This is a genomic window from Nonomuraea sp. CA-218870 (assembly GCF_050936535.1).
GTDB classification, from domain to species: domain Bacteria; phylum Actinomycetota; class Actinomycetes; order Streptosporangiales; family Streptosporangiaceae; genus Nonomuraea; species Nonomuraea corallina.
In genome coordinates, this window is sequence record NZ_JBNJMN010000002.1 from 769,406 (window position 1) to 791,844 (window position 22,439).

Annotated in this window: 17 protein-coding genes; 12 read left to right on the top strand and 5 right to left on the bottom strand. The window is 71.9% G+C overall.

The window, feature by feature from the left end; all coding sequences use genetic code 11:
• Positions 1 to 11 precede the first annotated feature (11 nt).
• From ACQEUU_RS32265 to ACQEUU_RS32275, 3 genes are all read left to right on the top strand, one after another.
• A complete protein-coding gene (locus ACQEUU_RS32265; RefSeq protein ID WP_433072919.1) occupies positions 12 to 1,559 on the top strand; it encodes an ATP-binding protein in 1,548 nt (515 codons plus the stop codon).
• Complete coding sequence (locus ACQEUU_RS32270) at positions 1,556 to 2,218, top strand: response regulator (RefSeq protein WP_433072921.1); 663 nt, start codon at positions 1,556 to 1,558, stop codon at positions 2,216 to 2,218. Before ACQEUU_RS32265 ends, ACQEUU_RS32270 begins: the two co-directional genes overlap by 4 nt.
• A gap of 92 nt (positions 2,219 to 2,310) precedes the next feature.
• Positions 2,311 to 4,287, top strand: coding sequence for a VanW family protein (locus tag ACQEUU_RS32275; protein ID WP_433072923.1), 1,977 nt, complete (start codon positions 2,311 to 2,313; stop codon positions 4,285 to 4,287).
• Positions 4,288 to 4,291: 4 nt separating this feature from the next.
• Here ACQEUU_RS32275 and ACQEUU_RS32280 read toward each other — a convergent pair whose 3' ends face one another.
• A complete protein-coding gene (locus tag ACQEUU_RS32280; protein WP_433072925.1) occupies positions 4,292 to 5,341 on the bottom strand; it encodes a PQQ-dependent sugar dehydrogenase in 1,050 nt (349 codons plus the stop codon).
• 38 nt (positions 5,342 to 5,379) lie between these two features.
• Between ACQEUU_RS32280 and ACQEUU_RS32285 the strand changes: the two genes are divergently transcribed.
• The 6 genes from ACQEUU_RS32285 to ACQEUU_RS32310 all read left to right on the top strand — a co-directional run bounded on the left by ACQEUU_RS32285 (position 5,380) and on the right by ACQEUU_RS32310 (position 13,185).
• Positions 5,380 to 6,300 carry a 2-hydroxyacid dehydrogenase gene (locus tag ACQEUU_RS32285; RefSeq protein ID WP_433072927.1) on the top strand — a complete coding sequence of 307 codons (921 nt, stop codon included), beginning with the start codon at positions 5,380 to 5,382 and terminating at the stop codon, positions 6,298 to 6,300.
• Positions 6,301 to 6,526: 226 nt separating this feature from the next.
• A complete protein-coding gene (locus ACQEUU_RS32290; RefSeq protein ID WP_433072929.1) occupies positions 6,527 to 9,157 on the top strand; it encodes a putative bifunctional diguanylate cyclase/phosphodiesterase in 2,631 nt (876 codons plus the stop codon).
• 202 nt (positions 9,158 to 9,359) lie between these two features.
• A complete protein-coding gene (locus ACQEUU_RS32295) occupies positions 9,360 to 11,096 on the top strand; it encodes an acetolactate synthase large subunit (RefSeq protein ID WP_433072931.1) in 1,737 nt (578 codons plus the stop codon).
• Positions 11,093 to 11,617 (top strand): acetolactate synthase small subunit, encoded by a 525-nt coding sequence (ilvN, locus tag ACQEUU_RS32300; RefSeq protein WP_270157441.1) that lies wholly within the window; start codon positions 11,093 to 11,095, stop codon positions 11,615 to 11,617. Before ACQEUU_RS32295 ends, ilvN begins: the two co-directional genes overlap by 4 nt.
• A gap of 23 nt (positions 11,618 to 11,640) precedes the next feature.
• Positions 11,641 to 12,624 carry a ketol-acid reductoisomerase gene (gene ilvC, locus ACQEUU_RS32305; protein ID WP_433074456.1) on the top strand — a complete coding sequence of 328 codons (984 nt, stop codon included), beginning with the start codon at positions 11,641 to 11,643 and terminating at the stop codon, positions 12,622 to 12,624.
• A 303-nt stretch (positions 12,625 to 12,927) separates the two neighbouring features.
• Positions 12,928 to 13,185 (top strand): hypothetical protein, encoded by a 258-nt coding sequence (locus ACQEUU_RS32310; RefSeq protein WP_433072933.1) that lies wholly within the window; start codon positions 12,928 to 12,930, stop codon positions 13,183 to 13,185.
• A gap of 563 nt (positions 13,186 to 13,748) precedes the next feature.
• Here the strand turns inward: ACQEUU_RS32310 and ACQEUU_RS32315 are convergent.
• The 3 genes from ACQEUU_RS32315 to ACQEUU_RS32325 all read right to left on the bottom strand — a co-directional run bounded on the left by ACQEUU_RS32315 (position 13,749) and on the right by ACQEUU_RS32325 (position 17,154).
• Entirely contained in the window at positions 13,749 to 14,735 is a 987-nt protein-coding gene (locus ACQEUU_RS32315) for a CAP domain-containing protein (RefSeq protein WP_433072935.1), read from the bottom strand.
• A 221-nt stretch (positions 14,736 to 14,956) separates the two neighbouring features.
• On the bottom strand, positions 14,957 to 16,498 hold the full coding sequence (gene dacB, locus ACQEUU_RS32320; protein WP_433072937.1) for a D-alanyl-D-alanine carboxypeptidase/D-alanyl-D-alanine endopeptidase: 1,542 nt from the start codon (positions 16,496 to 16,498) through the stop codon (positions 14,957 to 14,959).
• Positions 16,499 to 16,599: 101 nt separating this feature from the next.
• Entirely contained in the window at positions 16,600 to 17,154 is a 555-nt protein-coding gene (locus tag ACQEUU_RS32325) for an FHA domain-containing protein (RefSeq protein WP_433072939.1), read from the bottom strand.
• Positions 17,155 to 17,242: 88 nt separating this feature from the next.
• On the opposite strand from ACQEUU_RS32325, the gene ACQEUU_RS32330 reads away from it, so the two are divergent.
• The 3 genes from ACQEUU_RS32330 to ACQEUU_RS32340 are packed head-to-tail and all read left to right on the top strand — an operon-like array spanning position 17,243 to position 21,068.
• Positions 17,243 to 17,755: a PadR family transcriptional regulator gene (locus ACQEUU_RS32330; protein ID WP_433072941.1), complete on the top strand. Its 513-nt coding sequence runs from the start codon at positions 17,243 to 17,245 to the stop codon at positions 17,753 to 17,755.
• Positions 17,752 to 18,432 (top strand): ABC transporter ATP-binding protein, encoded by a 681-nt coding sequence (locus ACQEUU_RS32335; RefSeq protein WP_433072943.1) that lies wholly within the window; start codon positions 17,752 to 17,754, stop codon positions 18,430 to 18,432. The genes ACQEUU_RS32330 and ACQEUU_RS32335 overlap by 4 nt, the downstream gene beginning before the upstream one ends.
• Positions 18,429 to 21,068, top strand: a complete 2,640-nt coding sequence (locus tag ACQEUU_RS32340) for an FtsX-like permease family protein (protein ID WP_433072945.1) — start codon at positions 18,429 to 18,431, stop codon at positions 21,066 to 21,068. Before ACQEUU_RS32335 ends, ACQEUU_RS32340 begins: the two co-directional genes overlap by 4 nt.
• Here ACQEUU_RS32340 and ACQEUU_RS32345 read toward each other — a convergent pair.
• Complete coding sequence (locus ACQEUU_RS32345; RefSeq protein WP_433072947.1) at positions 21,025 to 22,407, bottom strand: MFS transporter; 1,383 nt, start codon at positions 22,405 to 22,407, stop codon at positions 21,025 to 21,027. The genes ACQEUU_RS32340 and ACQEUU_RS32345 overlap by 44 nt on opposite strands.
• Between the last annotated feature and the right edge of the window lie 32 nt (positions 22,408 to 22,439).

The window sequence follows — 22,439 nt, forward strand, 5'->3', positions numbered from 1 at the left end:
CCATGTGCTGCGTGAGACTCGGCACCCAGCTGTTCGCGCTCCAGACGGCGATCGTGCTGCTCGCCGTCGGGAGCACCGCCGCTGTGTGGGCACAGCACACCCGCAACCAGTACGACTCCCGCTACGAGCAGCGCGCCCTGGCCATCGCCCAGTCGGTCGCGGCCCTGCCGCAGGTGCGCGAGGCGTTCAAGCTGCGGCGTCCGGAGAGCGTGCTGCAGCCGCTCGCGCTGAGCGTGCAGCAGACCACCGGCGCCGACTACGTGGTGATCGCCAACACCGACCAGGTCCGTTACGCCCACCCCAACGCCTCGCTCATCCGCCACAGGCTGTCGACCGACGGCAGCTACGTGCTCACCACCGGCGACGACTGGGTCGGCACGCAGAAGGGCACCATCGGCACCACGGTGCGGGGCAAGACCCCGGTCCGCGACGAGTACGGCGACGTCATCGGCCTGGTCTCGGTCGGCGTGCTGGAGACCACGGTCATCGGCGAGGTGGCGGCCGCGCTGCCGCCGCTGCTGTGGACCGCGGTGGCCGTGCTGGTGGCCGGGCTCGGCGCGGCCGCGCTGATCACCGCCAGGGTGCGCAGGCAGACGTTCGGGCTGGAGCCGCGCGAGATCGCCGCCCTGCTGGAGCAGCGCGAGGGCGTGCTGCACGGCGTCAAGGAGGGCGTGCTCGCGCTCGACCTCGACGGCCGCGTGACGCTGGTCAACGACGCCGCCCGCGAGCTGCTCGGCGACGTCGGCGACGACCTGACGAGGATGCCGGTCTCCGCCCGCATGCGCGATGTGCTCGGCGGCGCCGACCAGGGCGAGGACCGGGTGGTCCTGCACGGCGACCGGGTGCTGGTGCTCAACCGCACCCCGGTGTCCGTACGCGGCCGGCAGAGCGGCTGGGTGATCACCCTGCGCGACCGCACGGAGCTGGTCCGGCTGGCCCGCGAGCTGGAGTCGACCAGCAGCGCGACGGAGGCGCTGCGGGCCCAGGCGCACGAGTTCGCCAACCGGATGCACACCGTGGTCGGGCTGCTGGAGCTGGGCGAGCACGAGGCGGCCATCGCGTTCATCACCAGCACCACCCCCGGCGTGCGGGCCGGTGAGCTGCGCGAGCGGATCGGCGATCCCACGCTGGCAGCGCTGCTGCTGGCCAAGTCGGCCGAGGCGGCCGAGCGCGGCGCCCGCCTGGTGCTGTCCGACGACTCCGCGGTGCCCGAGGGGGTGCTCGGCGACCCGCAGGACGCCGTCCTGGTCGTCGGCAACCTGGTGGCCAACGCCATCGACGCGCTCGACGGCGGCGGCGGCACGATCGAGGTCTCGGTCGTGGCCGACGCCGGCGGGCTGCGCGTGCGGGTGCGCGACTCGGGGCCCGGGATCACGCCCGAGCTGGTGGAGGAGGTCTTCCGGGAGGGGTTCACCACCAAGGCGGCCCGTTCCGGGCCGCGCGGGCTCGGGCTGGCGCTCACCCGGCAGGCGTGCCTGCGCCGAGGCGGCTGGGTGAAGGTTCGCAACTCCGGCGGCGCGGTGTTCACCGCCCTGCTGCCCGCCGAGGCGGCGACGTGAGCGACATCCGGGTCCTGGTCGTGGACGACGACTTCATGGTGGCCCGCATCCACGGCGGCTACGTCTCCAGGGTGCCCGGGTTCGAGGTGGTGGCCACCGCCCACAGCGGGGCCGCCGCGATCGCCGCCGCGGACGAGGTCAGGCCCGACCTCGTCCTGCTCGACCTCTACCTGCCCGACATGTCCGGTCTGGCGGTGCTGAAGGCGCTCAGCGGCGTCGACGTGCTCGTCATCAGCGCCGCCCGCGACGTGCCGACGGTCAGGGAGGCCATGCGCGGCGGGGCGGTCAACTACCTGATCAAGCCGTTCGCCGCCGCCGCGCTCACCGAACGGCTCCAGCAGTACGCCCACACCCGCAGGCAGCTGAACGCCATCGGCCCGGAGGCCCGCCAGGACGACGTGGACCGGCTGTTCGGCGTCTCCGGCGTCCCCCGTACGCTGCCCAAGGGCCTGTCGCCGGCGACCTGCGCGCTGGTCGCCCAGGCGCTGCGGGAGGCCGGCCGCGACCTGTCGGCCGTGGAGACGGCCGCGCTGACGGGGTTGTCGCGGGTGAGCGCCCGCCGTTATCTGGAGTACCTCTGCGGGACGGGCCGGGCGGAACTGCGGCCGAGGTACGGGACGGCGGGCAGGCCGGAACACCGATACCGCTGGATCGGCTGACACACTTCCGTAGCCTTATCCCGTGACATATCCGGACCCGCGTGCCTTACTGTTTCCTGAGAAGTGGCTGCGGAGCGGGAGGAGATTGAGGCGTGCGTAACGCCGGACCGATCGAATCGCCGACCGACCCGTTCGCCTCGGTGCCGTTACCCCAGCGCGCCACCTCCCGCAAACCCAAGGTGGAGGGCCTTCCTCCCGGTGTGTCCAGGGACATCTTCGGTCCCACGACCGGACGCCAGGAGACGCGGCCCGCCGGCCGGCCACCCGCGGGCAACGGCGCGCTGCCGTCGGCGGCGCCCGAGTCACAGCCGTGGCCGGTCCGCGAGGAGCCGTCGCCGGCCTTCACCGACCCGTCACCGCCGCCCTCCTTCACCGATGGCGAGCCGTCCCGCCGCCGCCGGCTGCTGCCCGCCGTCGGCGTGCTGGTGCTCCTCGTCGCCCTGCTGGCCTACCTGGTGCCGGCCGTTCTCATGTCCGGCTCGGTGCTGCGCGGCACCCGCGTCGCCGGCGTCGACATCGGCGGCCTGACCGTCACCCAGGCGGCCGAGAAGCTCCGCAACGAACTGGCCGCCGACCTCAGCAAGCCCGTCGTGGTGCGCGTCGGCGACTACGAGGACACCATCCAGCCCGACGAGGCGGGCCTGGAACTGGACGTGGTCAGCACGATCAACCAGGTGCCCAGCGGCTTCCCCAGCCCAGCCGAGGTGTGGCGGGGGCTGACCGGCACCACCGAGCTGGAGCCCAAGGTCACGGTCGACGCCTCCCAGCTCTCCCGGACCGTCGAAGGGCTGGCCGAGACCGTCGACCAGCCGCCGGTGGAGGGCAAGGTGACGTTCAAGGGCCTGCGGCCCGTCGTCACCCAGCCGCGCGGCGGCGCCCTGCTCGACCGGGGCGAAGCCGTCAAGGCGATCAGCGACGCCTTCCTCACCGGCGCCGGCAAGGCGTCACTCTCGCTCAAGCCGGCCGAGCCCACCACCACCCGGGCGGCCGTGAACCGGGCCAGGACCCAGGCGATCCGGGCCGTCGAGGGCCCGATCACGCTGACCCTCGACGGCAAGCAGGCCCAGCTCGCCCCGGAGACCATCGCGGCCAGCCTGACCTTCGTCGCCGACCCCGACGGTGACGGCGCGCTGACGCCCGAGTTCGACGCCGCCCAGGCGCTCCGCCCGGTGGAGACCGTCCTGGTGGACGCCGCCCAGGCGCCCCGCGACGCCACGTACGAGATCGTCGACGGCCGGGCCCGGCTCATCCCCTCCCGCGCCGGACGCGGCGTCGACGAGAGGCGCCTCAGCCGCGACGTGGCCGCCCTGCTGCGGCGCGGCGGCGAGCGGGTCCTCCCGGTCACCCTGTCGGCCGCGCCCCCCGACGTCACCACCGAAGAGGTGAGCGGGCTCGGCATCAAGGAGGCCGTGGGCTCGTTCACCTCCGAGTTCGACTGCTGCCAGCCGCGGGTCACCAACATCCGGCAGATGGCCGCGGACCTGGACGGCCACCTGGTCAGGCCGGGCCAGACGTTCTCGCTCAACGACGTGATCGGCGAGCGCACCGCCGAGGGCGGTTACGTGCCCGCGCCGCAGGTCGTCGGCGGCCGGCTGGTCACCATCATGGGCGGCGGCGCCTCCCAGCTCGCCACCACCCTCTACAACGCCGTCTTCTTCGGCGGCTTCGTCGACGTCGCGCACACGCCGATGGACTACCACTCGTCCCGCTTCCCGGCCGGCCGCGACGCCGCGCTGCTCTATCCGGACCTCGACCTGAAGTGGCGCAACGACTCCGACCACGGCGTGCTGATCAAGGCGTCGTCCACCGGCACGTCGGTCACCGTCGCCCTCTACAGCACCAGGCGGTACGAGAAGGTCGAGGCCGTCGAGTCGGAGAAGCGGGACTTCACCCCGTTCCGCCGCGAGACCAGCGACGCCGCCGACTGCCAGCCCGTGCCGGGCCAGCAGGGCTTCACCATCGACGTCACCCGGGTCTTCTACGAGGGCGGCAAGGTGGTCAAGCGCGACAAGAAGCTGACCACCAAGTACCGTCCGCGGGCCGAGGTCGTCTGCGCGTCCGGAGGCTGACCGGTCACGGCGTCACGGCGATGATCCGGTCGTCGCCGGCGCGCACGTCGCCCCTGCCGTCCCTGTTGCTGGTGCCCACCCAGAGCTCGCCGCCGGGGCTCTGGGCGACCGCGCGCAGCCTGCCGTGGACGCCGGAGTAGTGGGCGACGGGCGTGCCGGGGGCGCCGTCCTCGGCCAGCGGGATCTGCCACAGGCGCTCGCCGCGCAGCGCGCCCATCCACAGCGAGCCGTTCGCGTAGGCCAGCCCGGACGGTGACGCCTCGGAGGTGTCCCAGGTGACGATCGGGTTCTCGAACTCCGGGTTGTCGCCCCGCCCCTCGACCTCGGGCCAGCCGTAGTTGCCGCCCGGCTTGATCAGGTTGACCTCGTCGAAGGTGTTGGCGCCGAACTCGGACGCGTACAGCCTGCCCCGCTCGTCCCAGGCGAGTCCCTGCACGTTGCGGTGGCCGAGGCTGTAGACGAGCGTGCCGAACGGGTTGCCCGGGGCGGGCTCGCCGTCGGGGGTCATGCGCAGGATCTTGCCCGCCAGCGAGTCGCGCCGCTGCGCGAGCTCCCGGTCGCCGATCTCGCCGGTGCTCGCGTACAGGTGGCCGTCGGGGCCGAAGGCCAGCCTGCCGCCGTTGTGGATGCCCCCCTTCGGGATGCCCTCGACGATCACCCGGGGGTCGGACAGCGTGGCGCCGTCGAACCGGTAGCGCACGATCCGGTTGTCGTCGGCGGCCGTGTAGTACACGAACAGCCGGTCGTCCTTGACCGCCAGACCCATCAGCCCGCCCTCGCCGTCGGGGACCACCCCCTCGATCCTGGCCACCTCGGTGACCCGGCCGGAGCCGTCCAGGCGGACCAGCCGGCCGGTGTCGCGCTCGGTCACCAGCGCGTCGCCGCCGGGCAGGAACGCGATCGACCACGGCACCTCGAGGTTCTCCGCCACCGTCGTCGGCTCGCCCGGGGACCGCTCGGGAACGACGGAGGCCGTGGGCGTCGTCGCCACCCCGCCCGCGCCGGAACAGGCCGTCAGCACCGCCAGCAACATGATCATCCAGATGCGCCTCATGTGTTCCATACTGGCCCCCGACCCTTAAGGTTTCCCGCATGAAGATCTGGGTGCCCTCCGACGCCGTCGCCGAAGTCCTGTCCGAGCTGCCCGGCGTCGAGTGCGCGGTGTTCCACCGCGAGGTGCCGGAGCCGGCCGGGATCGAGGACGTCGAGGTCTGGGTCCCGCCTCTCATGCTCGTCCCCGACGTGCCCGGGATCCTGGCCCGCATGCGTTCGCTGCGCCTGCTCCAGACCGTCACCGCGGGCGTGGACGCCTACCGGCCCCACCTGCCCGAGGGCGTCGTGCTGTGCAACGCGCGCGGCGTGCACGACGCCGGCACCGCCGAGTGGGCGGCCGGCGCGATGATCGCGGTCGTCCGCGAGTTCCCCGAGTTCGCCGAGGCCCAGCGGCGCGGGGAGTGGACCTACCGCCAGACCGGCGTGCTCGCCGACTCCACCGTGCTGATCATCGGCTACGGCTCCATCGGCGCCGCGCTGGAGCGCCGCCTGGCCGGTTTCGAGGTGGAGATCGTACGGGTCGCCAGAACCGCCCGCGACACCGAGTACGGGCCGGTCCACGGCATGGACGAGCTGGCCGACCTGCTGCCCTTCGCCGACGCGGTCGTGCTGCTCGTGCCCTCCACCCCGGCGACCACCGGCCTGGTCGACGCCGCGTTCCTGGCGCGCATGAAGGACGGCGCCGTGCTGGTCAACGCCGCCAGGGGCACGGTGGTCGACACCGGCGCCCTGGTCGCCGAGCTGAAGGCGGGCAGGCTGCGGGCGGCCCTCGACGTGACCGCGCCGGAGCCGCTGCCCGAGGACCATCCCCTGTGGACCGCGCCCGGCGTGCTGATCACTCCGCACGTGGCCGGCAGCACGCCCGCCTCCGTCCGGCGCATGCTCAAGCTCATCCACGCGCAAATGACTCGCTACCTCCGCGGCGAGCCGCTCGACAACGTCATCACCGACGCGTACTGAGGAGAATCCGGACCGTGGCTGGGTCGTGACCTTCGGTGCGTACCGTTGCTTCTATCCAAGGTTTCCTGACTCCTCGTCAAGGAAAAATTGGTGGCAATTGGTCCGTGTGGTTATCAGATCGGTGACGACATCGGCGTTGTCACCACCCGCGCACCCGTGACCGCACACACTGGCGATGTGGACGCGCCGGGTTTCGGCGGCCACGGGAGCAGGTTTCGAGGACGGGATGGCAACGACTGTGATCCGCTGGCGTGATCCACGGGCATCGCTGACCGCCGGAGCGGCGATCGGCGCGGCCGGGGTCGCGGCTGCGCTCCTTGCGGGCGGCCCGGCCCTCCCCATCGGCGCGATCGCCGGATTCTGCGCGGCCATGCTCGCCGCCGCGTCGCTGCTGCTCGCCTCCGGGCGGCCGGGCGAGCGCCGGTCCATGGCGCACGGCGTCCGCTGGATGGGCGGCGGCGCCGCCTTCTGGGCCGTCGGCGTGGCCGTGCGCCCGCTCACCGACAGCTCCAGCCTGATGGTCAGCTTCGCCGACCTGCTCGTGCTGATCGGCACCGTGCTGATCGGCGGGGGCGCGCTCATCGCCGGCGGGCGCCGCCCGCCCGCCCTCGTCGTGCTCCGCCACGTCACCGACTCCTACCTGTGCGCCGCGGCGCTGTTCGTCATCGGGTGGGTCGTCGCGCTGCGCCACGTCTACGACGCCACCGCCGACCCGGCGCTGTTCACCTTCTCGATGCTGCCGCCCATGCTCGCGCTGCTCGTGACGTGCACGGTCGTGCCGTCCATCGTCACCGGACGGGCGGTGGCGCTGCCGCTCGGCGTGGCGGGCCTGTGCGTGCTCGCGGCCACCACGACCTTCACCATGGCCGGCGCGGTTGCCAGGCTCGACGGCGGCGGGCAGCCCGGCTGGAGCCTGGCGCTCGCGCCCGCCGCCTTCCTGCTGCTGAGCGCCGTCCCGTGGGCCCGGCCGCGGGAGGCCACGGCCTGGCCTGTCATGGGCAGCCTCGTCGCGCTGCTGCCGCTGGCGCTGGTCGGCGTGGCCACGGTGATCATGGTCATCCACCTGTCGAGCGGGGGGCAGGAGCCGCCCGTCACCGGCGTCGTGGTGATCGCCGCCTCGATGGTGCTGCTCCTGCTGCTGCGCCTGTTCGTGCTGGCGGGAGTCAACCTGCGGCTGCGCACGCTGCTCTCGCGCGGCGAGAGGCAGCTGCGCGACCTGGCCGAGAGCACCGGCGACGTGGTGCTCATCTGCGATTACGACGGCACCGTGCACGAGATCGGGGCCGGGGTGGAGGAGACCTACGGCTACCGCCCTGAGGAGATCGTCGGCGGCTCGATCTTCGACTACATCCACCCCGAGGACGTGCCGCAGATCCAGTCGTCGCTACGCGCGATGGGCCTCGACGACGAGGACGAGCCCGCCCCCGGCGCCTGCCTCATCGCCTGCCGGGTGCGCGCCGCCGACGGCACCTGGCGGCCCACCGAGTCCGTCGCCACCCGCCACGCCACCGGCGAGGACCAGATCCTGGTGACCACCCGCGACATCAGCGACGAGGAGGCGCTGCGCAACCAGGTCGCCCACCTGACCTTCCACGACGGTGTCACCGGACTGCCCAACCGCGCCTACTTCGAGGAGCGCACCCGCGAGATGCTCGGCGGCTCCGGGCACGTAGCGGTGATCTTCCTCGACCTCGACGGGTTCACCTCCGTCAACGACTCCGTCGGCCACGCCAGCGGCGACTACCTCCTCGGCCAGGCCGCGCGCAGGCTGCGCGGCGCGGTGCGCCCCGACGACACGCTCGCCCGGTGGGGCGGCGACGAGTTCGCGGTGCTCATCGAGACCGGCGGCGACGCGCAGCTCGCCGTCGACCTGGCCGAGCGGCTGCTGCGCGCGGTCTCGCAGGAGCCGTTCCGGGTGGCCGACCGCGACGTGGCGCTCACCGGCAGCGTCGGGGTCGCCTTCGCCGAGGACGACGTGCCCGCCGGCGACCTGATCCGCAACGCCGACGTCGCCATGGCGCGGGCCAAGGAGCTCGGCGGACGCCGGGTCGAGGTGTTCGCCGCGCAGATGCACGCCGACGTGGTCCGCAGGCTGGAGCTCGCCGCCGACCTGCAGCGGGCGTTGATCGAGCACCAGTTCGCGATCGAGTACCAACCCGTCGTCGACCTGGCGACCTCCCGGGTGACCGCGGTCGAGGCGCTGGTGCGGTGGTGCCGCGGCTCCACGTTCGTGCCGCCCGACCAGTTCCTCGGCCCGGCCGAGGACACCGGCCTCATCGTGCCGCTGGGGGAGTGGATCCTGCGCGAGGCGTGCCGCGAGGTGGCCGCCTGGCGGGCCGAGTCATGGGACATCGGGCTGTCGCTCAACCTGTCCGCCCGCCAGATCACCGCCCCCAGGTTCGTCCAGGTGGTCGAGGAGGCGCTGGCCGACAGCGGGCTGCCCGCCTCCGCGCTGACCCTCGAGGTGATCGAGGAGATGCTCGTCGAGGATGCCGACGAGACCGTCAAACGGCTGTCCGAACTGCGCGCCCTCGGGGTGCGGCTGGCCATCGACGACTTCGGCACCGGTTACGCCTCACTGGCGTTCCTGCGGCAGCTCCCGGTCGACATGATCAAGATCGACCCGTCGTTCGTGTCCGGGCTCGGCCAGGACGACACGCTGACCCTGCTCACCCGGACCATCGTGCGGCTCGGCCACGACCTCGGGCTCGTCGTGGTGGCCGAGGGCATCGAGCGGCCGGAGCAGCTCGACCTGCTGCGCGAGATGGGCTGCACGCGCGGTCAGGGCTTCCTCGTGGCCCGGCCGATGGCGGCCAGGGGCGTCGACTCGCTGAGAAGAACCAGTCTCACCGTATGAGACCTGTGTCCCACCAAGTTGACACTAGGGCGTTCGTAGCGGCTATGGTGTAATCCATGCTTCGCAGTGAGATTCTCGTAGTACTTCGCCGGCGCGCAGGCCGTTAGCGAAGCACTCCGACCTGCGCGCCGCCCCGCTCCCACTTCTCGTGGGGAGGGGCATTTTTTATGTCCTCACGTGTGATCACACAAGGAACGAGCCGATGACCGAACGGATGACAGGTGCACAGGCCCTGGTCAGGGCGCTGGAGCACGTGGGAGTCGACACCGTGTTCGGGATCCCTGGCGGCGCCATCCTCCCCGCCTACGATCCGCTGTACGACTCGATCAAGGTCCGGCATGTGCTCGTACGGCACGAGCAGGGCGCCGGCCATGCGGCCGAGGGATACGCCCAGGCCACCGGCAAGGTCGGCGTGTGCATGGCGACGAGCGGGCCGGGGGCGACCAACCTGGTGACCCCGATCGCCGACGCCTACATGGACTCCGTGCCGATCGTGGCGATCACCGGGCAGGTGGCCAGCGCGGCCATCGGCACGGACGCCTTCCAGGAGGCCGACATCTCCGGCATCACCATGCCGATCACCAAGCACAACTTCCTCATCACCGACGCGGCCGACATCGCGAGGACGATCGCCGAGGCCTTCCACATCGCCGCCAGCGGCCGCCCCGGCCCCGTGCTGGTCGACATCGCCAAGGACGCGCTGCAGTCGGAGACCACGTTCACCTGGCCGCCGGTCATGCAGCTGCCCGGCTACCGCCCGGTCACCCGGCCGCACTCCAAGCAGATCCGCGAGGCGGCCAAGCTGATGGCCGAGTCGCGGCGGCCCGTGCTCTACGTCGGCGGCGGCGTGCACAAGGCCCGCGCCTCCGAGGAGCTGTACCGCCTGGCCGAGCTGACCGGCATCCCGGTGGTCACCACGCTGATGGCGCGCGGCACGTTCCCCGACAGCCACCCGCAGCACCTCGGCATGCCCGGCATGCACGGCACGGTCGCCGCGGTGGGCGCCCTGCAGCAGGCCGACCTGATCATCGGCCTGGGCGTCCGCTTCGACGACCGGGTCACCGGGCAGCTCTCCACCTTCGCCCCGTACGCCAAGATCGTGCACGCCGACATCGACCCCGCGGAGATCTCCAAGAACCGCCACGCCGACGTGCCGATCGTCGGCGACTGCAAGGAGGTCATCAGCGACCTGACCGCCGCCGTGGAGGCGTCAGGCCAGCAGGGCGACTACGCCGACTGGTGGACGATGCTCAACGGCTACAAGGAGACCTACCCGCTCGGCTACGACGAGTTCGACGACGGCTCGCTGGCCCCGCAGTACGTGATGCGGCGGCTGAGCGCCATCGCCGGGCCCGACGCCTACTACGTGGCCGGGGTCGGCCAGCACCAGATGTGGGCCGCCCAGTTCATCGCGCACGAGCGTCCCGGCGCGTTCATCAACTCCGGTGGCGCCGGCACCATGGGCTTCGCCGTCCCGGCGGCGATGGGCGCCAAGATGGGCGTCCCCGACGCCGTGGTGTGGGCCATCGACGGCGACGGCTGCTTCCAGATGACCAACCAGGAGCTGGCCACGTGCGCCCTGGAAGGGGTGCCGATCAAGATCGCCGTCATCAACAACGGCAATCTCGGCATGGTCCGCCAGTGGCAGACCCTCTTCTACGACCAGCGCTACTCCAACACCGACCTGCAGGCGACGCGCCGGATCCCCGACTTCGTCAAGCTGGCGGACGCCTATGGTTGTGTTGGCCTGAGATGTGAGCGTCCCGAGGACGTCGACGCGACCATCAAGAAGGCCATGGAGATCAACGACGTCCCGGTGGTGATCGACTTCGTCGTCCACCAGGACGCCATGGTCTGGCCCATGGTCGCGGCCGGGACGAGCAACGACGACATCAAGATCGCCCGTGACATGGCGCCTACGTGGGAGAACGAGGAATGAGCAGACACACGCTGTCCGTGCTCGTGGAGAACAAGCCGGGTGTCCTGGCGCGGGTGTCCGCGCTGTTCAGCCGGCGTGGTTTCAACATCGACTCGCTGGCCGTCGGCCCCACCGAGCACGACGACATCTCCCGCATGACGATCGTCGTCAGCGTCGACCAGCTGCCGCTGGAGCAGGTCACCAAACAGCTCAACAAGCTGGTGAACGTGCTCAAGATCGTGGAGCTCGACCCGTCCCAGTCGGTGCAGCGCGAGCTGACGCTGATCAAGGTCAAGGCCGACGCCGACAGCCGCTCGCACGTCCTGGAGCTCGTCCAGCTCTTCCGCGCCCGCTGCATCGACGTCGCGGCCGACGCCGTGACCATCGAGGTCACCGGCACCCCCGACAAGCTCGACGCCTTCGTCAAGGTGCTCGAACCGTTCGGGATCAAAGAGCTCGTCCAGTCGGGCATGGTGGCCATCGGCCGCGGCGCCCGTTCCATCACTGACCGGTCCCTCAGGGCACTGGACCGTACCGCCTGAAAGGTTTTTCGCACGTGACCGAGATCTTCTACGACGACCAGGCCGACCTGTCGATCATCCAGGGGCGCCGTGTGGCCGTGCTGGGGTACGGCAGCCAGGGCCACGCCCACGCGCTCTCCCTGCGTGACTCCGGCGTGGACGTGCGGGTCGGCCTCCCCGAGGGCTCCAAGAGCCGCGAGAAGGCCGAGAACGACGGGCTGCGGGTGGTCACCCCCGCCGAGGCGGTCAAGGAGGCCGACCTCACCATGATCCTCGCGCCGGACCACGTCCAGCGCCACCTGTACGCCGAGCACGTCGCGCCGAACCTCAAGGAGGGCGACGCGCTCTTCTTCGGCCACGGGCTCAACATCCGCTACGGCCTCATCGAGGCGCCCGAGGGCGTCGACGTGTGCATGGTCGCCCCCAAGGGCCCCGGCCACCTGGTGCGCCGCCAGTTCGAGGCGGGACGCGGCGTGCCCTGCCTCGTGGCCGTCGAGAAGGACGCCTCCGGCGACGCCCTCGCCCTGGCGCTCTCGTACGCCAAGGGCATCGGCGGCACCCGCGCCGGCGCGCTCAGGACCACGTTCACCGAGGAGACCGAGACCGACCTGTTCGGCGAGCAGGCCGTGCTGTGCGGCGGCGTCTCCGAGCTGATCAAGGCCGGCTTCGAGACCCTCATCGAGGCGGGCTACCAGCCGGAGGTCGCCTACTTCGAGTGCCTGCACGAGATGAAGCTCATCGTCGACCTCATGTACGAGGGCGGCATCTCGAAGATGTACTGGTCGGTGTCCGACACCGCCGAGTACGGCGGCTACACCCGCGGCCCGCGCGTCGTCACCGAAGAGACCCGCCGGGCGATGCGCGAGATCCTCGCCGAGATCCAGGACGGCAGGTTCGCCCGCGAGCTGGTGGAGGAGTTCGACGGCGGCCAGAAGGAGTTCCAGCGCCACCGTGAGGAGCTGGAGAACGACCCGATCGAGAAGACCGGCGCCGAGCTCCGCCCGATGATGAGCTGGCTCAAGGCCTGAGCCTCCCGGGCGTCGCGCGACGCCCTCACGCGACCCCGGCGGGAGTGATCCTCCCCGCCGGGGTCGCGTCGTTTGCGGCAATCGCCAGAGTCGGCGCCGGTCAGGATCACCGGCCGCGGTGCCACGCCGGCACCCTGCGGCGGTACACGGAACGCCATGACCGCCCCCGCCTTCGTCGAGGTTCACCTAAGAGACACTCCCTCCCACGTCAAGGAAGGGAATCCGGCGTGTGCTCGGTCTGGCCATCGGGGAGACTTGGACCGCTACCACGGAGAGTAGTCAAGAGGTAACAGAGGAGATCCGATGTACAAGACGGGACTTGTCCTGGCCGGCCTGATCGGCGGGATGGTCATGCTGGGCGGCGCTCCCGCGCTCGCCCAGAGCTACAGCACCGCGCCGGTACTGGTCAGCACGTACCACGACGATGGCGAGGGCGACGACATCAGGTACAACAGGTCGCAGGACGGCGAGTGGACCAACAACGGTTCCGACAACGACCTCGTCGATGTCGACGTCCTCAACGACGTCCTCGACATCCTCACGGCCCGCCGCTCGGGCTAGCGGGAGCACTGGGGGGCCCATCTCGGCGACGAGGTGGGCCCCACCACCGTTTTACGGGACCTTTCCCCGTTGGTCCTCCACGTTCCTCCACCCACGCCCCTTCACTGCGGCTCCTTCCCCGCGCGACCTGAGGGCGTTGTTCTTTCCCCGCGCGAGCCGTGCGCCGTGCGAGATCTCGTGAGACCCCCGCGGAGCGGGGTTGTTCCTCCGGGTTCACCGGTCGATTTGGCAGCCGCGCCGCCGTTCTCCCCGCTGCTTCCACCCCCCGCCCGGCGTGCCTGTCACCGTACGAGGCCTTTCGTCTGCGCCCACGGTGACCATGCCGAAGGTTCGGGACCGCACGCTGCGCGCGTCGGTGACGGTGCTCGGCGTCCGGACGCTCGACCAGCCCTTACGCGCCTGGAGTACGGCCCGGGTGCGGGCCCGGCCACGGTTCGACGCAGAGGGAGGTGTGGCCGGACCCGCCGGAAGGGAGCGCCGGATGCGGTGGTAACCGGCTCGGGGTGACGGGCCGGCCGATGGGCTCAGTGGATGGTTTCAGCGGGTGGCCTTGGTGGATCGGCTCAGTGGGTGGCGAAGACCTGGGTCCAGTGAGGGCCTCTGGAGTGGTGGCCGACGCCGATGTGGGTGAAGGAGCAGTTCATGATGTTCTGGCGGTGTCCGGGGCTGTCGAGCCAGCCGCGCACCACCTGGGCGGCGGTGCTCTGGCCCATGGCGATGTTCTCGCCCCAGGCGCGGACCGGGGAGAAGCCGGCGGCGCGGATGCGGTCGCCCACGGAGCTGCCGTTCCTGCCGGTGTGGTCGAAGTAGCCCCGGGTCGCCATGTCCGCCGAGTGCCTTTCGGCCGCCCTGCGGAGCTGGGGATCGTGTGTCAGCGGCCGGCAGCCGTTGCGGGCGCGGGCCTGGTTGGTGAGCCTGACGACCTCGGACTCGGCGGTCGAGGCGCCTTGACCGGTTCTGGCCGATCCGCCGCAGGACAGCGACACGGTGCGTGAGGAGCCGGAGCCGCCCGTGTAGTCCAGGGCCGTGACGTAGTAGCGGCGCGGGGTGGCGGAGCAGCGCAGCCTGAGCGAGACGCTGCCGTTCCGCAGCACCCGGGAGCCGCTCTTCAGGGTGCGGTCGGGGCCGGTGACGGCTTGCTTGACCCGTACGCGGAGCCGGGCGGGGTCGTCGCAGCCGGTCCGCGTGGCCGCGGCTCTGAGCATCCCGCCGGCGTCCACGACCGGCCTGGCGACCAGGACCCGGCACGCCGCCCCCGCCGATTCAAGCGCTTCACCCGCCTCGCCGGTGGCCGGCAAGCTCCGGGCGATCCGCACCGCCTGCGCCATCTGCGTCGGGGGCTCCTGGGTCGTCGCGGACCGCTGGGCCGCCCGGCCCGCGAGACCCGCCTGTTCCGCCTGGACCGCGCGGACCGTCTGGGCGGACTGCGCTGGTGCCGTCTGGGTGCGCGTGGGCCGGGCCGTCTGGGACGCGGAGGCGGGGCTCGACGCGGGGATGCTCATCGCCGCGAGACTTCCGAGGCAGGCCAGTGCCTGGAGCCGTCTGCGCATTGCTGTCCTCCGATGAGGTGAGACGCTGCGTCGAGACCGCATTCTGGCCCGTATACGTCTGCTATGTCCTGAAAAACGCGTCTATATCTTGAGTTCCGCGTGTCGCAATCGTAACAATTAACCCGGTGACCTCGGTAAACCCAGCTCCACGTCCACGCGTCAGGGCGGAAAAAAATCCGGGTGCGCCCCGTGAGGCGCACCCGGTCAGCGAAGCGGTCGTGCTAGCACTGCACGGGCTTGAGCCACGAGCACTCCAGGTCGGGTCCTTCCTGGGTGGCCGACTTGAGCTGGACCGCGGCGTCCACCGGCGCGGTCCTGGAGAACTGCGCGAGCCGGACCGCGATCTTGTCCTCGATGTCCCTGGGCGCGGACGACAGATACTGGTTCAGCATGATGGAGAACACCAGCGGCTCCCCGTCGGCGCTCGTCACGTACCCCGAGAGCGCGGTGACGCCGGTCAGCGACCCCGTCTTGGCGCGCACGTTGCCGGCCGCCGGGGTGTTCCGCATCCGGCTGCGCAGCGTGCCGCCGACGAACCGGTCGGCGTCGCCCGCGACCGGCAGCGAGTCGTACCAGGTCTGATACCAGGGCTCGTCGCGCACGCCGATGAGCAGTTGCGCGATAGAGGAGGGGGTGATGCCGTCGCGGCGCGACAGGCCGGAGCCGTCGCGCAGGTTGAGCACCTGCACGCCGTTGGCGCGGGCGAAGTCGGAGCTCGCCTTGAGCCCCGCCTCCCAGGTGCCCCGGCCGGCGACCTTGCGTCCCATGGCCTTGGTGAGGATCTCGGCGTGGATGTTGTTGCTCAGCTTCATGAAAGGCACGAGCAGCTCGCTCAGCGGCATCGACTCCCTCTTCGCCAGCTCCGCGGCGCCCTCGGGGGCCGCGCCGGCCACGGTCTTGCCCAGCACCCGCACGCCGCGCTTGCCCAGCGCGTCGCGGAACAGCGTCGCGGCGTAGGCGGCCGGGTCGTCCACCGAGACGTATTCGCTGTACGAGGACGCGACCGTGCCGGTGATGACCACGGTCCTCGTGCCGTGCCTGCGCTCGATGAGGACGTCGGTGGCCGAGCCCGCACGGGCGTTGTTCACGATCTTCAGGTAGGAGGTCTCGGGCGTCGTGGACACCTTGACGCCGTCGCCGTCGGGCGCGACGGAGACGATCACCGAGCCCGCGTCGTAGTCGCGGTCGGGGGAGGCGGTGAGTGCGGAGATGGGGGCCGCGTAGTACGCCGTCTCGTCGTCCCACGCCCAGTCCTGGCCGAGCCGTACGTCGTCGAACCAGGTGTCGTCGGCCACCAGCTTGCCGGTGACGAGCCTGACGCCCTTGGCGGCGACCTCGGCGGCCAGCGCGTCGTAGTCCTCGGCCAGCAGAGTCGGGTCGCCGGTGCCGCGCAGCACTAGGTCGCCGTTGAGCACCGGGCCGGACCTGCGTCCCGAGCTCAGCACGCCGGTGGTGAACCGGTAGTCGAGGCCGAGCACCTCCGCCGCCGCGGCCGAGGTGAACAGCTTGGCGTTGGACGCCGGCACCAGGAGCTTGCCCGCGTCGGTCGAGTACAGCTCCTCGCCGTTGGCCGCGCTCCTGACCATCACGCCGGCCTGGGCGATGGTCAGCCGGGAGTCGGCGAGTATCTGGTTGAGGTCCTGGGTCAGGTCGGCCACGCCGGGCGTGGGGTCGAGGGCGACCGCGGGGGAGGAGGGGCCGGACGCCCAGGCGAGGGCCGCGACGAGCGCGCCCGCGACGAGGGATGCTGAGGTGCGCCGCATAGGGGGTCTCCAAGGGGATGCGACAGGGTCTCGCCTGTGATCATGAGGCCGACCGGCGCACGGTGTAATCCGCAAATATCCGTATATTTACGGAGACGGGGCTACGGGCCCTCGTCGCTCACCAGGAAGCCGCAGTCGCCGAACGCGACCTCGTCGCCCGCCCTGACCCGGGCCGGGGCGAGCAGCCGCCAGCCGTTGAGCCGGGTGCCGTTGAGCGAGCCGAGGTCGGCCAGCATCCACCCGCCGTCGTCCTCGCGGCGTAGCTCGGCGTGGACGCGGGAGACCGTCAGGTCCGCCAGGACCAGGTCGCAGGCCGAGCCGCGGCCGACCACGAACCGCCGGCGGTCGTCGGGCAGGGCCAGGCGGGGCAGCCGGGGCTTGCGCCAGGCGGACTGCAGGGCGGTGGTGAAGTCGGAGACGGCCGACACCGCGCCGGTGAGCGCGCGCGTCGCCCGCTCCCGGAACGTCGGCCGCCGCGGCAGGTCGGCGACGAGCGCGTCGAGCTCCTGCTGGTTGCGGGCGCGCAATGCCTGGTCCACGCGCACCACGAAGGTGTCGTGAGAGAGCCGCCCCTCGACGGCGCGCTCCCGGAGCTCGTCGATCGCGCGGTCCCGCTCATCGTCAGACGCGCGGAACGGTCGAGGCGTCGAGCTCATCCTCCGAGTATCGGCCTGAAGAGCGCGCGCTGTCCAGAATACGCGGATCTGTTGCTGGGAGCATACCGAGTATGCATACTGAGTATCCATGTCGATCAGACACGGACTGCTCGCCCTCCTGAGCAACGGGCCACGCTACGGCTACCAGCTCAGGGTGGAGTTCGAGGCGTCCACGGGTGCGACCTGGCCCCTGAACATCGGCCAGGTCTACACGACGCTCTCCCGCCTGGAACGCGACGGAGTGGTCGCCCCAGGCGGCGCCGACGAGCAGGGCCGCACCCTCTACGCGATCAGCGAGGCGGGCCGGGAGGAGCTGTCGACGTGGTTCGCCACCCCTGTCGGCCAGACCGACCGGCCCAGGGACGAGCTGGTCATCAAGATCGCCATGGCGGTCGCCGCCGCCGACGTGGACGTGGCCGAGGTGATCCTCGCGCAGTGCATGGCCACCATGCGCGCGCTGCAGGAGCTGACCAGGGCCAAGCGCGGCGCCACGGACGGGGCCGCCCAGCGGCTCGTCCTGGATTCCATGATCTTCAAGGCCGAGGCGGAACAGCGCTGGCTGGACCACTGCGAGGCCGTACTCAAGGAGAGGAACGCATGAGCGTGTTGGAGATGCGGGAGGTCGTCCGCGCCTTCGGGGACGTGCGCGCGCTGCGCGGCGTCACCCTGGCGGTGGGACGCGGCGAGCTGCTGGCCGTGATGGGCCCGTCCGGGTCCGGCAAGTCCACCCTGCTCAACCTGGCCGGCGGGCTCGACCGGCCCACCTCGGGGAGCGTGTCCGTCGAGGGCGCCGATCTGGCCTCGGTGCGTGACCTGGCCGCGCTGCGGCGCGGCCGCGTCGGGTACGTGTTCCAGGACCTGAACCTGATCCCGTCGCTGACCGCCGCCGAGAACGTCATGCTGCCGCGCGAACTCGACGGCGTACGCGCCGGGCGGGCCCGCGAGGAGGCCGAGGCCGTGCTATGCGAGGTGGGCGCGGGCAAGGTGGCCGGTCGCTTTCCCGGCGAGCTGTCCGGCGGCCAGCGCCAGCGGGTGGCGATAGCCAGGGCGTTGGTCGGCGAGCGACGCCTGTTACTGGCCGACGAGCCGACCGGCGCGCTCGACACCGCGACGGGCGACGACATCCTGCGGCTGTTGCGCGAGCGGTGCGACGCGGGCGCGGCCGTGCTGCTGGTGACGCACGAGCCGCGCTACGCGGCCTGGGCCGACCGCGTGGTCTACCTGCGCGACGGCCGGGTGGCCGACTCGACCGCGGAACTCATGGAGACCGCGAGATGAGCGCGTTCCTGGCGGCGCTGCGCCTGTCCCGCAGGGAGGCGCTGCGAGCCAAGGGCCGCACCGCGCTCGTCATGGTCATGATCGGGCTGCCCGTGCTGGTCTTCACCGCCCTGCTCACCTACGACGCCACCGTGGACGTCGCACCCGGCGAGGACATCACGGCCGAGCTGGGCGCCGCCGACGCGCGGATCGTCACCACGGCCCACGACGGCCGCGTCACCCAGCCCGTGCATGGCCGGTTCTCCCTGGAGTCCGGGAGCTCCGCGAGGGACGCCGCGGTGCGGAGCGCGGACGAGGTGACCGCGCTGCTGGACGCCCGGCTCATCCCCTATGACGTGGGATCGGTGGAGATCCGCGACACCGATCGCTACCAGGAGGTCAGCGCGCTGGAGCTGGACCTGCGCGACCCGATGACCCATGGCATCCGCCTCCTGACCGAGGGGCGTTTCCCCGCCTCCGCGGGTGAGGTGGCCGTGACACCTGCCCTGGCCCGGGAGCTGGGCCTGCGCGTCGGCGACACGATCACCGTGACGGCCCGGGACCGGCGGGTCCGCGTGGTCGGCGTGGTCGAGCACCCGCACAACCTGAAGATCCGGGAGGTGGTCGGCCTCCAGCACACGCTCCTGCTGGACAAGCGCGGCGGGCACGGTCCCGGGTGGCTCGCCGACTCCGCGCGGCCGGTCCTGTGGGAGGACGTGCGGCGGCTGAACGGCGTCGGCATGCTCGTGACCTCCCGTGCCGTGCTGACCGGCCCGCCTGTGGCCGGCGCGTACGGTGACCCGTTGAAGCGTGCACTCGGCACGCCCGCCCTGATGACGCTCGCCGCCATGGTGGTGCTGGTCGTGATGGAGATGGCCCTGCTGACGGGCCCGGCCTTCGCCGTCGGGCTGCGGCGCAGGCGCAGGGAACTGGCGCTGATCGCCGCGCAAGGCGGTTCCGCCCGCCATCTGAAGGCGATCGTGCTGGCCGACGGGCTGGTGCTGGGCGGTGTGGCCGCCCTGCTCGGCGCGGCGCTCGGCACCGGCGGCACGCTGGCGCTCATGCCGCTGCTCAAGCGGCTGCTGGGCCCGTCCGGCCCGGTGGACGTGCCCTGGGGCCCGGTGCTCGGCGTGACGGCACTCGGCGTGGCGGGAGCGCTCGTCGCGGCCCTCGTCCCCGCCGTGTCAGCCGCGCGCCAGGACCCGGCCTGCGTGTTGGCCGACCGCGAGAACAACGCGGGAGACAACATGAGCGACAGCGCGGCAGCCGGCGCCGCCCCGCGTGGTGCCCGGCGTGGCGTGCTCGCCGGCTCGCGGCGTGCCCGGCTTCCCGTGGTGGCAGTTCTCTTGCTGGTGGGCGGGCTTGCCGCGACCGTGTACGCGCTGCGCCGCGGGCGCTCGTACGGCGCGCTCGCCGACGCGTTTCTCCTCCCCGCCGGTGTTCTGGTGGTGCTGGGCCTGGTCGCGCTCATCCCGGCCATGGTGACAGCCCTCGGCGGGTTCGCCGCGCGGCTGCCGCTCCCGCTCCGGCTGGCCGTACGCGACGCCGCCCGCCATCGGACCCGTACGGCGTCCGCGGCGGCTGCGGTGATGGCCGCCACGATGGGGGCCTTCACGCTGGGCATCGGAGTCGAGAGCTCGATCACCGCCGCCCTCATGAGGTACCGGGCCGAGCAGCCACCGGACACGCTGCGGATCGCGGCCAGGCAGGTCGACGATCGGGGATGGGCCGACCTGCGCGCGGCTGCCGCCAAGGCGCTGCCGGGCGTGCCGCTGGTGCCCGCGGGGAAGGTGTTCGACGGCGAGGGGAGGGCCGTGCAGCTAGTGGCGGGACCCGAGAAGCCCCGGACCGGCGAGCTCTTCGTGGACCCGTCCATCGGCGACGCCCGGCTGCTCGCCTTCCTCCAGGGACGGCCCGACCCCCGGGCGGTCGAGGCGCTGACCGACGGCAAAGCGGTCGTGTTCAATCCCGCGCTGCTCCATAACGGCATCCTCGCCCTCCATTTGAGCGCGAACGGCAGGGGGGGAGGCAGTCTCGTCCGGATCCCTGCCGTGGTGGCGGTGCCCAGCGACCCGCGCAGGATCGGTGTAGTGGTCCCGCCCGCGGTCCTGGAGAAGGCCGGGTACACGGTGGCCGAGCGTGTGCTGTACACCACGCATCGGTCCGCCGACCTTCGGCGACTGCAACGGCAGCTCAGCCTGCCGACCGCGCGCGCGGACGTGGCCGCCCTCGACGTGGAGGTGCCCTCGACCCTGGGCATGTTCTGGTGGGTGTTCGGCCTGGCGCTGGTCCTCAGCCTCGGCGGCACCTTCGCCGCCACCGGGCTGGCCGCGGCCGACCTGCGCCGCGACCTGGACATCGTGTCGGCGGTCGGCGGGTCACCCAGGACGCGCAGGGCGATCCTGGCCGCTCAGGCCGGCTTCATCGCCGGGATCGGCGCCCTCGTGGGCGCGGTCGGCGGCGCGGTCATGGGCGCGGCGCTGGCCGTTCCGCTGACCAGGCGGGACCTACCGCCGGACGGCCTGGAGCCGGCCGTGTTCACCGTGCCGTGGACGGCCACGGCCTTGGTCGTGCTCGGCGCGCCGCTGCTGGCGGTGCTGTTGGCAGGGCTGCTCACACGGTCGCGTCAGGCACCGCCGGGGAGACGGTTCGCCTAGGATCCCTGAGGTGGTACTTCAGCGTCATCGCCACGGACAGCAGGATGATCAGCGACGGGACCGCCGTCTGTCCGATGAGCACCGCTGTCACGGCGCTGTCCGGCTGCTCCACCCGCTGGCTCGCCACGGAGGAGATGAAGCCGCCGATCGACAGGACCAGCCCGAAGATCAGCGCGCCGAAGGCGCTGACCCCGCTCTCGATCGCCGTCCACAGCCCGGTGAACACCCCCGCCCGCCGCTTGCCGGTGTCGGCGGCGTCCGCCGCGATCACGTCGGCCAGCATGGAGAACTGCAGCAGCGTCACCCCGGCGACCCCGGTGCCGATCAGCAGGATCATCACGTGGGCGTACCAGGCGCCGAAGACCGGCGTGGCCAGGGCGAGCGCGGTGCCGCCCGAGAAGGTGGCGGCCGCCATGATCATCGCGCCTCGCTTGTCGAAGCGCCTGGACAGCCACGTCCACATCGGCATCGTCAGCATCATCGGGCCGACCAGCGCCGCGAACAGCGTGGTGGTGGCCCGGGGATCGCCGAGCGTGTACGTGGCGAAGTACGGGGCGGCGGCCAGCATGATGGCCACCGCGAGCTGCTGCGTGCAGCTCAGCGCCGTCAGCCAGAGGAACCCCTTGTTGCCCTTGACCACGGCGAACTGCTTGAACAGGTTGCCCCCGTCCGCCTCCGGCGCCCCGGTCATGGGGGCGCGCGCCGTGCCGAAGAAGGCGCCCAGCATGGCGGCCAGCAGCACGGCGGCGATCACGCCGCCCATGAGCCGGTAGCTCGCCAGCGTGCCGCTCTCGCCCTGGCTGTTGACGATGAGGGGGGCCGCGACGCCGGCGATCGCCGTGGCCGCGCCGACGAACACCATCCGCCACTGCAGCAGCGACGTCCGCTCGTGGTAGTCGTCGGTCATCTCCGCGGGCATCGCCTTGTACGGCACCTCGAACAGCGCGTAGGCGGTGGCCGCCGCCATGAAGCAGGCTCCCACGTACAGCGCGGCGGGGTAGCCCGTCAGCGGCGGGCCGGCGAACACCAGGAAGAAGGCGACCGGCAGCGTCAGGGCGCCGGCCAGCAGCCAGGGACGGCGCGGCCCGAGCCGCGAGGAGGTCCGGTCGGACCAGCGGCCCACCATCGGGTTGAGCAGCAGATCCCACACCTTGGGCGCGGTCACCACGATCCCGGCCAGCCACGCGGGCACCGCCAGGAAGTTGGTCATGTAGAACAGCAGGAGCAGTCCGGGCACGGAACCGAAGGTGGCGGTGCAGAAGGACCCCACGCCGTAGCCCAGCCGCACGCCTCGGGGGACCGTGGGGGCGGCCACGGCGGGTGCGATCACGGAACTCATTGAAGCCCAGCGGGAGGCCGTGCGGTAGGGCC

Bases quoted from the DNA above. Each gene is read 5' to 3' on its own strand.
- ACQEUU_RS32280 (WP_433072925.1), bottom strand. From the start codon at position 5,341: ATGAGGCGCATCTGGATGATCATGTTGCTGGCGGTGCTGACGGCCTGT.
- ACQEUU_RS32310 (WP_433072933.1), top strand. From the start codon at position 12,928: ATGTACAAGACGGGACTTGTCCTGGCCGGCCTGATCGGCGGGATGGTC.
- ACQEUU_RS32335 (WP_433072943.1), top strand. From the start codon at position 17,752: ATGAGCGTGTTGGAGATGCGGGAGGTCGTCCGCGCCTTCGGGGACGTG.
- ACQEUU_RS32330 (WP_433072941.1), top strand. From the start codon at position 17,243: ATGTCGATCAGACACGGACTGCTCGCCCTCCTGAGCAACGGGCCACGC.
- ACQEUU_RS32285 (WP_433072927.1), top strand. From the start codon at position 5,380: ATGAAGATCTGGGTGCCCTCCGACGCCGTCGCCGAAGTCCTGTCCGAG.
- dacB (WP_433072937.1), bottom strand. From the start codon at position 16,498: ATGCGGCGCACCTCAGCATCCCTCGTCGCGGGCGCGCTCGTCGCGGCC.
- ACQEUU_RS32325 (WP_433072939.1), bottom strand. From the start codon at position 17,154: ATGAGCTCGACGCCTCGACCGTTCCGCGCGTCTGACGATGAGCGGGAC.
- ACQEUU_RS32295 (WP_433072931.1), top strand. From the start codon at position 9,360: ATGACCGAACGGATGACAGGTGCACAGGCCCTGGTCAGGGCGCTGGAG.
- ACQEUU_RS32340 (WP_433072945.1), top strand. From the start codon at position 18,429: ATGAGCGCGTTCCTGGCGGCGCTGCGCCTGTCCCGCAGGGAGGCGCTG.
- ACQEUU_RS32290 (WP_433072929.1), top strand. From the start codon at position 6,527: ATGGCAACGACTGTGATCCGCTGGCGTGATCCACGGGCATCGCTGACC.
- ilvN (WP_270157441.1), top strand. From the start codon at position 11,093: ATGAGCAGACACACGCTGTCCGTGCTCGTGGAGAACAAGCCGGGTGTC.
- ACQEUU_RS32345 (WP_433072947.1), bottom strand. From the start codon at position 22,407: ATGAGTTCCGTGATCGCACCCGCCGTGGCCGCCCCCACGGTCCCCCGA.
- ACQEUU_RS32315 (WP_433072935.1), bottom strand. From the start codon at position 14,735: ATGCGCAGACGGCTCCAGGCACTGGCCTGCCTCGGAAGTCTCGCGGCG.